Here is an 11283-nt window from a genome sequence, read left to right as displayed (position 1 = left end):
CCGTCGTCTTCGCATTCGCTTCGAACGTCGGGCCGACATTCACGAAGCACTTCTCAAATTCGGTTGCTCCCTCGTCTGCTGGAACATCTTCAGACGGACGGAGCAGCCTTTTTGAATCCATCTCTTATGAAAGCATCTCAGACATGAGACCATTCTCTCGCCTGAGAGAGCGAAACCGGAGGTGTTGCCGCGCCAGCATCAGTACCCAAGTTCCGGATTCACGACGTTGGCGACCGGTTCGCCTAGAGTGAGGGCGCGGACATTTTTGGCAAACAGTCTGAGTCCGGCTTCAACATAGCCTGTCGGGGCATCGCAAGAGATATGCGGCGTAACAACAAACCTCGGAACGTCCCAAAGAGTTGACTCTGAGGCCAACGGCTCGACTTCGAAGACGTCGGCCACGCAGCCTGCCAATGCATTACGGTTCAGGGCGTCGGTGATTGCGTTGTAGTCCACGACGGCTCCTCGCGCCATGTTGACGATGCCTGCACCCGGCTTGAGCGAGCTTATTCGTCTCGCCGAAATCAGGTTTTGTGTTTCGGGTGTCAGCGGGCATGCGAGGACGACGAAATCGGCATCGGGCAGAACATCGTCGAGTGCATCTTGCGGGACGACGCGATTGAAGCCCTCAGCCGGCCGACCGCTCCTTGACACGCCAGTTACTGACAACCCCAAGGTTCCGCCAGCAAGTGCTACCGCAGTACCAATTCCGCCAGTACCAACCACGAGAAGCTTTTTGTCTGCGACCGGCGAGGTGAATATTGGCTGCCAGCGACGCTGCGACTGGTCGTAGGCGAACTGCGGCATTCTGCTGTTGAGCATCAGGATGCTCATTAGCGCATACTCGCGCGCCTTCACCGCGTGAATGCCACTGCTGTTCGAAAAAATGGCCCCGCGGGGAAGCCAGTCAAGCGGCATGAAGCGCTCTACGCCCGCGTTGATACAGTGCGCGAGTCTAAGATTTGGGGCGTGCTTTCTGATTACTTCGGTGTCAAAGCGAGGAGCCACCAGAAATTCCGCCGCGCCCAGTGCTTCGTGGTTCAACTGGTCAAATGCACTGACCGAAATGTGCGCTCGCTCGTTGAGGTCTCCGAGGCTGTCCCGAATCTGATTTTCCGTGATGGCATATTGGCCAACGCCATAGTTGATTGCATAGATGTTCAATGCGTCTGTCGACACGTCAACCTCAGAGAGGAAGAGAGCGTCACCCTTGCCACGAAGGACGTCGTGGCAAGGGCGCGCAGGTGTTGTTCAATCACGCCGCCAGTTCAATCGCTTTGTGGAAGCTGCGACCTTGCCAAAGGAGGCAGTGCCCATCGACTTCGTCGGGCATGAGGACAGACTGGACCACGCCTACGAGAATGGTGTGCGAGAACCCGTCATGAGCCTTGGCCAGCGTGCAGTCGAGGGCGACGCGAGCTCCTGTGAGAAGCGGCGCGCCCGTTTCGCCAGGTATCCAGTCGATACCGACGAATCGCTCCGAGCCTTTCTTTTCGCCAAACTGCTGGACAACCCGCGCGTGGTCGGCCATCAGAACGTTCACTGCGAAGAATCCCTGATGCAGGATGACATCGTGTGCGGATACAGATTTGTTGACGCATACGATGACGGACGGCGGGTCCGCAGAAAGGCTGCAAACAGCCGTTGCGATGAAACCGAGGGGCACAGTGCCTTCAGCCGTGGTGATTGCCGTGACTGCGCCAGGGAAGCGAGCCATCGCTTCGCGGAATTGCTTGTCAATGTTCACGATATCCTACCCATTCAAGTGCGACACAAATTTCGTGTTCAGATATGCTTCGACCGCTTCCGGTCCGCCTTCTGAGCCAATGCCCGAATCACGAACGCCACCGTAGGGAGTTTCGGGCAGAGCCAACCCCAAGTGGTTAATGGTCACCATCCCCGCCTCGATGCCCCGAAACAGCGTGGAAGCCTTCGCGCTGTCTCGCGTCCACGCGTAGGAGGCGAGACCGAACGGCAGCCGGTTCGCTTCATTGAGTGCATCGTTCAAGTCCTTGAACGGCATCAGAAGGGCAACGGGGCCGAAAGGCTCATCGTTCATTGCTGCCATCTCGGGCGTGACGTCGGCGAGGACGGTGGGCTCAAAGAAGTAGCCTTTGCCCACGATGCGTTTGCCGCCCGTGATTACGCGCGCGCCTTTGCCAACGGCGTCCTCGACGAGATGCGCAACGCTTTGCAAACGGCGTTCGTTGATAAGCGGACCCATCGTGGTGCCGTCTTCCAGACCGTCACCGACCTTGAGGGCGGCGGCTTTGCTGCCGAACTTGTCGCAGAAGGCGCCATAGACGCGTTGGTCAATCAGGAACCGGGTCGGAGCAATACATACCTGCCCGGCATTGCGGAACTTGGCAGCGGCGAGCAGGGAGGCTGCCGATTCGAGGTCTGCGTCGTCACAAATGACCACGGGCGCGTGACCACCGAGTTCCATCGTCACACGTTTCATGTGCCGACTTGCCATCGCCGCCAGCTGCTTGCCGACCGGCACACTGCCGGTGAACGAGACCTTGCGGATGCCTGCGTGCGGAATCGCGTATTCAGAAATCTCGGCCGGTACGCCAAAGAGGAGTCCAATCGTGCCCGCCGGTACGCCGGCGTCATGGAAGCATTGAATCAGTTCCGCCGGCGAAGCAGGCGTTTCTTCCGGCGCCTTGATAATGATGGAGCAGCCCGCGGCGAGCGCTGGTGCCAGCTTGCGTGTGACTTGGCTGACGGGGAAGTTCCACGGCGTAAATCCGATGGCCGGCCCAACGGGCTCCTTCAGCGACGTTTGGAGCACGGCTGCGTTACGACCTGGGATGACGCGTCCGTACACCCGGCGAGCCTCGTCGGCGAACCACTCAATCAGGTCGGCGCAGGAGTTCACCTCGAGCCGGGCTTCGGCGAGCGGTTTCCCTTCTTCTGTTGTCAGCAGGCGCGCAATCGGCTCGGCGCGCTCGCGAAGCAATTCCGCGGCACGGCGCATCTTCTTCGCCCGGTCGAAAGCTGAGATGCCGCTCCAGTCGCGAAAGCCTTTTTGTGCAGCCTGAATAGCGCTCTCGACATCCTGCGTCTCGGCCCGAGCCACAGAGCCAATACGTTCGCCGGTCGCCGGGTTCACCACGTCGAGGGTTTGATTGAGAGCGCCACGACGCCATTCACCGTCGATGAAAAGATTGACATCCTGATAGGACATGCGAAATCACCTTTGCTTGGTTGAGAGAGCGCAGACGCGGACGCCTGCTTGCCGGTCAAAAAGGCAAAGGCCGTGCCATTCGATTTATTCTCTATAAATCAGTCACTTAGTTCGTCACATCCCTTGTCATTCTCACGCGTGCGACCGCGTCAGTCGCACGCGTGATACCGCGGAAGTCTGAGATTCAGGTAGGCCGGCTCACCACGCAGCCAAGGATTGGCCTGCTAAAAGGGCAGTTTCCAAGGGCTTTTGCCGGGCGGCTTCCGAGTTCCGGGGGGGGCAAACTGGCCACCGAGATAGTTCGTGCCTCTCGTTTGTGGCCCCTCGGACGTACATGTCGTCGGATTGAGACAAGCCGAGCAAACGAGCTGAGTCTCGGCTACTCCTTCCTCTTAGGGGGCTGAAGCAGGTTCCGTCGATTTTCAATGCGGAACCCGTGAGCGGCGATGTCGGAAATGAGACGACCGATGGGGGAAGAGGTATGTGGCTGGGGAAGGCGCCTAAGGTTTACCCGCCTATCAGGGTCGGCTTGCGCGCTTCACTATATGACACTAATCAACGTTTAAGCGCATTTTTCGCACCAATCAAGTGCGAAACTTTGCGGTTTGAGCCTTATCTTTTCATAAAATGTCGTTAATAATCAAATAGTTAATGACGACATTCTGATTTGGCTCAATTATTGCGGTGGGCTTGCGGTATGCCGGTCGCGGCGTTACGCGGTGGAGTGGGTATGAGCATCGACGAACACCTTGTGAAGATTATGTCCGCTCTGACGGCGGCGGCGAGCGACGTCCCGCCGACAGTCGGTTCGGGGACCGCGCCAGACTGGACCCCCTATTCATCGTGGCGCCGGTGCATGGACAAGTACCAAATCCAGCCCGATGCAAAGCCGAATGTGCCGATTCTGACGGCAATGGAACTCACCGAGGCACGCAACGCGTTCGGTGACGACAACCTGTCGCTCATCATGCCGGAGTTGCATCGGCTTCTGGAAATCATCGGACCGGTCGGATACAACGCAACCCTCGCCGATAGCCAGGGAATCATCCTGGTCGAAGTTGCGCCTGACGACCCCGCTCATCACTGTATTGGCGACAAGGAAGGCACCTTCTGGCTCGAGGAGTACGGCGGCACCAACGGAATCGGCTCTACATTGATAGAGCAGCGTGCGACTTCAGTCTTCAAGCAGGACCACTACCTCGCCGACCTGATTACGCAATCGTGCGTGGCCGCTCCCGTTCGTAGCATCGATGGCCGCGTCAAAGGCGTAATCAATCTCGCAACGCGTAACACGGACATCACCGAATCGGCGCACCGGGTTATCTATCAGCTGGCTCTCGATAGTGCAGTCAGGCTGGAAGCGAAGCTGTTCCGCTCGCAATTCTCCAACGATTCAGTCCTTCAGTTTCATCGACGGACAGGGCCTGCAGTGATGCTTGCAATTGGAGAGGACTTCCAGGTAACTGGCGCTACGCGTTCTGCGCGCGACCTGTTTGGCTTCGGTGATGTCGGAACGGGGACGCCTAATCTTTGGGAAGTGTTCGACCGTAGCTGCGAAGCTGCGCTGACTCATTCAGGTGACTTGAATACAGTCGGATTGCGTCTCCTTTCAACGGGTCGCCTGCACAAGGTGTCAGTCTGGCCGGGTGCCCGCACGAGGCACCGGCCTTCGATTGTCGTTCCGGAAACCTATCGCACTGACCGGGGAGCCACGCGAGCTGGTCGACAGCAGGCTGTGACGGTTGCGGAGTGTGCGGGAAGCGACCGGAAGATGCAGGCAAACATCGCAATCCTTAATAAGCTGAAAGATAGCGGTATTCCTGTACTGCTTCTTGGCGAGACTGGCACTGGTAAAGATACGCTCGCCAAAGCGATTCACAATGAAAGTAGCCGTGCTAGCGAGCCATTCGTCGCGTTCAACTGTGCCGCGGTTCCAGAGTCGTTGATTGATAGCGAGCTGTTTGGGTACTCGAAGGGGGCCTTCACGGGTGCAAATCGCGAAGGTAACGTGGGCAGACTCGTAGAAGCGCATGGAGGCACAATCTTTCTTGACGAGATTGGCGACATGCCGCTGCAGCTCCAGACCAGATTGCTGCGAGTACTGGAGTCAGGGGAAGTGACCCCGCTTGGTGCCGGTCGTGCGCGTCAGGTGGACCTTCAAGTTATTGCGGCGACCAATCAGAATCTCAGGACGAAGATTGCAGAGGGCCTCTTCCGCGAAGACCTTTACTATCGCCTCGCGGGAATCGTTATCGACGTGCCTTCCCTGCGCGAGCGGGATGACGTTGCGGGAATCGCTCAATCGCTCCTGAACCGTCTCTCGGAAGGTAAGGCGCTTAAGCTTGACGACAGCGCGATTGCGGCGATTCTCGCGCATCGCTGGCCGGGCAATGTCCGAGAAATGCGTTTCGTGCTGCAGCGCGCTATCAAGCTGTGCGAAGGCGGAGTGGTCACCGCAGGCGACCTTTTACTTGCGCCTGCACCGGTAATGCAGCCCAGGCCGCAACAGCCGCAACAACCGGTTGCGCCGGCAACCGCCGAGGTAATCCCGCAGCAGGCTGACGAAGTTGACGCGCACGATTCAGACCACACCGTTCGCTCGGCGCTCGCGTCTGCCGAACGAGCAGCAATCCTCAAGGCGTTGTCACGCCACTCAAACAACATTGATGCGGCAGCCCAATCACTCCACATGAGCCGCGCAACTATCTATCGAAAGCTGAAGCGTTACGACATCCGTACGTAAGCTTCGTTACTCCACTCTTTCAGAAAAAGCCCGCATTTGCGGGCTTTTTGCTTTTATTCATCTCTTTAAAACCGACTAAAACGGGAGGCGAGGAGCGTACGTCGTCTCACCGCTGACTTTGACGGCGTCGCGGCGATGAGAATTTAAAGATTGACCGGGTTCCGAAGACGCCACAAATTCCTCAAGATAATCAATTCATTAGCCATCCAAAATTAGATTGGCATAGCCTTTGCAGATGGAGACCTGCCCGAATCGAGCCGATTTCGCGCGGCAAAAGCTGGCAAACGGGAGACCCGTCCAGCGCGTCTGAAACCTCCACACGTAAAGGTGCAGCACATGAAAGGTATGCTCAAGAGCATTGGTGGACCACTTGTAAGCGCGATGTCTTTGCTTGTCGCGTCCATCGTGCCTATTCCCGCCCATAGCGCTGACCAGGTCACGCTGAAAGTTGCCTATTCTTCGGACTTTGTTCCGCTGAGTCCTGAAGCAGGAAAGGCATACTGGGACCAGGTTGTCGGCCAGTTCGAAAAGGAAAACCCGGGCGTCAAAGTCCAACGAATCACAGTGCCGGGGTCGTACGCCGACGTTGAAAACAAGATGAGCCTGATGTTCCGGTCGCCGGGAACCGCCCCGGACGTCGTCGAACTGTCCAACCAGGACATGATTCAGTGGGTCGACAGTGGCTATCTCGCGCCGCTCGACAAATGGCTTGGCGCCGAACCGTCCTGGAAGGACATGCCCGCCAACATCAAGTACGAGACGACGGTCGACGGCAAGGTATACGGCATCAGCCACGGCGAAAACGAAATGGGGCTGCTCTATGACAAGACCCTCTTCGCCAAGGCCGGTATTGCAGTCCCGTGGGCGCCCAAGACATGGGCCGACGTACTTGACGCCGCGCGCAAGATTAAGGCGACCAGTCCGTCCGCGTGGCCGTTGTGGCTTCCTACCGGAACCGCACAGGGTGCGTCGGGCGCATGGAACGGCCCGAACTCGGTGCTCTTTGGCTCGTCGGACCCGACGATTTACAACGCCTCGACGAAGAAGTGGGTTGTCGATAGCAAAGGCCTTCGCGAGACCGTCAACATCTACCGCACTGCTGCAGCAGAGGGGTTGCTGGCTCCGTCCTCGCAACTCCTGAATGCGAATGCTATCGCGACGCCCCCGACGGAAATTCCGAAGCATCGCATCGGCATCACGCTCGCCGGCAACTGGTTCACCCTTCAGTGGACCAAACCCGTCTCATCACCCTTCTACGGAACCGCCTTCAATGACATCGGCGTAGCGGCCGTTCCGACTGTCGGCGGTCAGGCGCCTGGAGTTGCGAGCAGTCTCGGCGGATGGGATATGGCAATTTACTCGGGCTCGAAGCAGAAGGACCTGGCGTGGAAATTCATCCAAATCGGCCAACAGAAGAAAAACATGCTGATGGGGGCGCTCAACAACGGCTGGACGCCGCCTGTGTCTGGCTACGCAAATTCGTCCGCTTGGCTGAATGTTGACCCGTTCCAGAAAAGCTTCCAGAACTGGTTGCCGCATGCCACGCCAATTCCCGTTGTCGCCGGTTACAACACTTGGGCTATGGGCTTCGTGACGGCCACCGAGGCGGTCGTTCTCAACCCGAAGCTCTCTGTCGACGATGCCATGAAAAAGATGGTGACCTACGTCACCAACCAGACAGGTCCTGACGAAGTCGAAGTCCGAAAGTAAATCGCACCAGCGAATGCTGCCCCGCCTCGGACGATGAAACGTCGAACGCGGGGCGAAGGATGAACGCACATGAAACCAGTTCTCTACGGTATTGCAGCGACTGCAAGCATCGTGATGAGTCTGCTCGTCCTGCAAAGCAAGGTTCTCGATTTTCCAGTCAGCAACGGATTCCTGCTCAATCTGGCATCGAGCGTCGATTTTCAGTCGGCCCTGTGGCGGGCGTCGTTTCCATTCGACAAATTGCCCAATTCCCTAAATCACTGAGCAACGCAGGGTCATGTCCCTGCTCGCAAACTACCTGAAGGTGTGACATGACGACTGTCCGCTTTGACCAAGTATCCAAGTTGTACGGCGATACCGTCGCCGTACAGGGCCTGAATTTCGAAGTGAACGACGGCGAGTTCCTCGTCATGGTCGGACCCAGTGGCTGCGGGAAGACCACGACGCTCCGAATGCTGGCCGGGCTGGAGACTCCGTCTTACGGTCGCCTCTGGTTTGACGACAAGGATATGACGTTGACACCGCCCGGTAAGCGCGGCATCGCGATGGTGTTCCAGAGCTACGCGCTGTATCCGCACCTTTCCGTCTATCGCAACCTGTCTTTCGGCCTTGAAATCCGTCACGAGTCCAAGCACGACCGCGACCAGCGTGTCCGCCGGGTGAGCGACATGCTGGGATTGACCAAGCTCCTTGACAGAAAACCGAGCGCACTGTCCGGCGGCCAGCGTCAGCGCATTGCGCTCGGCCGGGCGATGATTACCGAGCCCCGTCTGTTCCTCCTCGACGAGCCGCTTTCAAACCTCGACGCAGCACTTCGAACACAAATGCGGCTTGAAATCGCCGAGATGCAACGCCGCCTTGGCGTGCCGACGGTTTACGTCACGCATGACCAGGTGGAAGCAATGACCATGGGGCATCGAATCGCCGTGTTCTCACACGGCAAGATGCTGCAGATTGGAACACCGGAGCAACTCTATCGGCGCCCGATGAATCGCGAAGTGGCAACCTTCATCGGTTCACCAAAGATGAACATCCTGTCTGCTGATGTCGTAGGTTCTGCAGACGCGCCCGCCTTCAATCTATGTGGTTCGACATACGCGCTAGACGGCGCCAAGGCACAGGCGTTCAACGCGCCTCGCGGCCGAAAGGTTCACATCGGCATCCGGCCGCAGGAGATTCACTGGGTCCAGGATTCGCCAGGACGCTGCGCTAGCCGGCTGAAAGGCCAGGTCTTGAGTGTCGAGCCGACGGGCGCCGAGACGTACGTTACGGTCATGTGTGGAACCGAATCGCTGACCGCCCGTTTCCCGAGCTTCGCCCCGGTTGCTGAGGGCGACATTGTCGAACTCGCCTTCGATACTGAAGACCTGCACATCTTCGATATTGAGTCGGGGGCATCTCTCATCGACGAGCGGGCGCTTGCTCTGGAGTCTGTCCCCGCCTTGATGCGTGCTTGATGCGGCGCAGTTCTCGCTACGTTTGATTTCACAGTCTGCTCGACTCGAGGCATAGATGAACAGCCCAACAATCTCAATGGACCGGTTTGGCAAAGCCAGACTCGATGGTCATCGCTATCGGTGGGAGAGCCTTGTACTCCTTCTTCCCGCCGCTGCTCTCCTGATTGGCCTTTTCGTAGCGCCAATCATCTACGCCGGCTATCTGGGACTAACCAACCTCCAGTTGATTGGTTCGCATGCCGTTCACTACAAGTTCACCGGAATGTGGAACGTCCACGTACTTCTGAACGATGAAGAGTTCTGGCATTCGCTCCTTGTGACGATTTACTTTGTGGTCGGCTCGGGTGCTGTCGCATCCACCATTGCGGGCCTTGTGCTCGCGATGCTGATGGACCGGGCGATTCCTGCGATTCAGGTTTCGGTGGGAGCGCTTGCCATGCTCGCGTGCATTCTGCCGCCCGCGACGGTTGCTGTCCTGTGGTTCTGTGTTTCGACGGCCGGTGGTGTGCTGCCCTGGATGCTGGGACAGGCATCGAGTGACCTCCTGTTCAAGTATCCGGTAGTTATCGTCTCCGCCGCGAATGCGTGGTCGCTCTGCGGTTTGACAATGTTGATGTTCGCGGCAGCGCTCAAAAATATCCCGCAGGACATGTACGAAGCGGCCATTCTCGAAGGCTCGAACGCCGTACAGCGCTTCTTCCGCATTACTCTCCCGATGCTGCGTCCGACCCTGATGACGTCCGTGTTGCTCATGACGCTTCTGTCGTTCGGCAACTTCACGCTCGTCTTCCTCATGACGGGCGGTGGCCCCGGAAATGCCACCAACATCCTGCCTGTATATGCCTATATGCAGGGCTTCCGTTTCAATCACCTGGGATACGGCGCGATGCTGGGCAACGTCATGGTCCTGCTCTCAGCAGCCCTGGGCATCACGTTTATCTGCGTCGACCGACTCGGCGGTATCAAGAAGTCCGCCAAAAAGCGCTAAGGAACCGGCCATGAGTACACATATCTCCCTTGCTTCCGATGTTTCCGCGACCAGTGAGACACCATCCCGCTTTGGTCCTGAAGTTATCCTGCCCAAGCTGACCGTCGGCAAAGTGTCTCGAAACGTTGCCCTGACTGCATGCGGTGCAATGTTCGTCTTGCCTCTGCTCTGGCTCATTCTTGCCTCTGTCGACGCGGATGCGAGCCGGCAGCTCAAGTTGCCGATTCTGACGCTCGCGCACTTCGGCATTGCATTGAGTTCCGGGAAACTGCTGGCGCTCTGGAACAGCGTTGTCATTTCAATCATCGCTACCCTTGTCGCGACAATTCCGTCGATATTTGCTGGGTACGCGTTCTCGCGGCAGCACATACCGTTCAAAAAGAGCACGCTCCTCGTGATTCTTTTTCTGTCGGGCATCCCAATCAATATCCTGATTGTGCCTGTCTATCAAGTGCTGTCCAAGATGGACATGCTGTCCCTGCTTCCGACCGGCATCTTTCTCGGAGCAACTGCGCTTCCGTTTGAGCTTTACATCATCAAGAACGCGATTGACGCAATACCTCTGGACCTCGAAGAGGCGGCAAGAATCGAAGGCGCGGGCACGCTGCAAATCATCCTGCGGGTGATTGTTCCTCTGTCGATGCCGGGAATCATGGCTGGCGCCATTTTCGGGTTCGTCAACACGTGGGGCAACTTCCTGGCTCCGCTTGTTCTCATCACCAACTCCGAGCAACAGCCGAGTCCAATCTCCATCTTCAGCTTCATCACGGCCGACACGATTCGGTATGGGGACATCGCTGCCTACAGCCTGGTGTATTCCGCACCCGTTGTGTTGCTGTACCTCCTCTCGTCTCGTGTATTCAAGTCGGGTTTTGTACTTGGGGGGGCGGTTCGAGGGTGAGCGCTTGCTGAAACCTCGTCTCAACTCGAGCGCTTCACGCTGTCTCATCGGTGAGACAGGCGACTGAGACTGCGAAATTAACTCTGAAAAATCAAGGGCATTGCGGACTGGCATAGCCGTTGCAGAACATGGTGCCCACTACATTTCGATGGCCTTTGAGGTAATAAATGAAACTCGGACTTTTCATGATGCCGCTTCACGACCCGAAGCGGAATTACACGGAGCTGCTCAAGCAGGACCGCGACGCAATCATCATGGCCGACAAGCTCGGCTACGCAGAAGCCTGGGTCGGCG

9 protein-coding genes and 1 pseudogene are annotated in these 11283 nt (G+C 57.6%); 7 read left to right on the top strand and 3 right to left on the bottom strand.

Annotated elements, in window-relative coordinates:
* Positions 1–115: pseudogene (locus AB3X96_RS41230) on the top strand (IS5/IS1182 family transposase); the annotation flags it as partial.
* 83 nt (positions 116–198) lie between these two features.
* On the opposite strand, the gene AB3X96_RS41225 reads toward AB3X96_RS41230, so the two are convergent.
* From AB3X96_RS41225 to AB3X96_RS41215, 3 genes are all read right to left on the bottom strand, one after another.
* The gene (locus tag AB3X96_RS41225) at positions 199–1164 is read right to left on the bottom strand and encodes a D-2-hydroxyacid dehydrogenase (protein ID WP_368594247.1); all 966 of its coding nucleotides are present in this window, start codon (positions 1162–1164) and stop codon (positions 199–201) included.
* A 91-nt stretch (positions 1165–1255) separates the two neighbouring features.
* The gene (locus tag AB3X96_RS41220) at positions 1256–1747 is read right to left on the bottom strand and encodes a flavin reductase family protein (protein ID WP_368594246.1); all 492 of its coding nucleotides are present in this window, start codon (positions 1745–1747) and stop codon (positions 1256–1258) included.
* Positions 1748–1753: 6 nt separating this feature from the next.
* Complete coding sequence (locus tag AB3X96_RS41215; RefSeq protein ID WP_368594245.1) at positions 1754–3190, bottom strand: NAD-dependent succinate-semialdehyde dehydrogenase; 1437 nt, start codon at positions 3188–3190, stop codon at positions 1754–1756.
* Between the two features lie 730 nt (positions 3191–3920).
* On the opposite strand from AB3X96_RS41215, the gene AB3X96_RS41210 reads away from it, so the two are divergent.
* The 6 genes from AB3X96_RS41210 to AB3X96_RS41185 all read left to right on the top strand — a co-directional run bounded on the left by AB3X96_RS41210 (position 3921) and on the right by AB3X96_RS41185 (position 10989).
* Positions 3921–5933 carry a sigma-54-dependent Fis family transcriptional regulator gene (locus AB3X96_RS41210; protein ID WP_368594244.1) on the top strand — a complete coding sequence of 671 codons (2013 nt, stop codon included), beginning with the start codon at positions 3921–3923 and terminating at the stop codon, positions 5931–5933.
* Positions 5934–6269: 336 nt separating this feature from the next.
* Positions 6270–7643: a sugar ABC transporter substrate-binding protein gene (locus AB3X96_RS41205; RefSeq protein ID WP_368594243.1), complete on the top strand. Its 1374-nt coding sequence runs from the start codon at positions 6270–6272 to the stop codon at positions 7641–7643.
* A gap of 69 nt (positions 7644–7712) precedes the next feature.
* A complete protein-coding gene (locus AB3X96_RS41200) occupies positions 7713–7907 on the top strand; it encodes a hypothetical protein (protein ID WP_368594242.1) in 195 nt (64 codons plus the stop codon).
* A 47-nt stretch (positions 7908–7954) separates the two neighbouring features.
* Entirely contained in the window at positions 7955–9100 is a 1146-nt protein-coding gene (locus AB3X96_RS41195; protein ID WP_368594241.1) for an ABC transporter ATP-binding protein, read from the top strand.
* Between the two features lie 55 nt (positions 9101–9155).
* Positions 9156–10088, top strand: coding sequence for a carbohydrate ABC transporter permease (locus tag AB3X96_RS41190; protein WP_368594240.1), 933 nt, complete (start codon positions 9156–9158; stop codon positions 10086–10088).
* Between the two features lie 10 nt (positions 10089–10098).
* Positions 10099–10989 (top strand): carbohydrate ABC transporter permease, encoded by an 891-nt coding sequence (locus AB3X96_RS41185; RefSeq protein ID WP_368594239.1) that lies wholly within the window; start codon positions 10099–10101, stop codon positions 10987–10989.
* Positions 10990–11283: the final 294 nt, after the last annotated feature.

Origin of the sequence: Paraburkholderia sp. BR13439, assembly GCF_040948805.1 — a bacterium.
Lineage (GTDB): Bacteria > Pseudomonadota > Gammaproteobacteria > Burkholderiales > Burkholderiaceae > Paraburkholderia > Paraburkholderia youngii.
The sequence above is the reverse complement of the archived record's forward strand: the minus strand, read 5'-3'. Positions and strand labels throughout refer to the sequence as shown.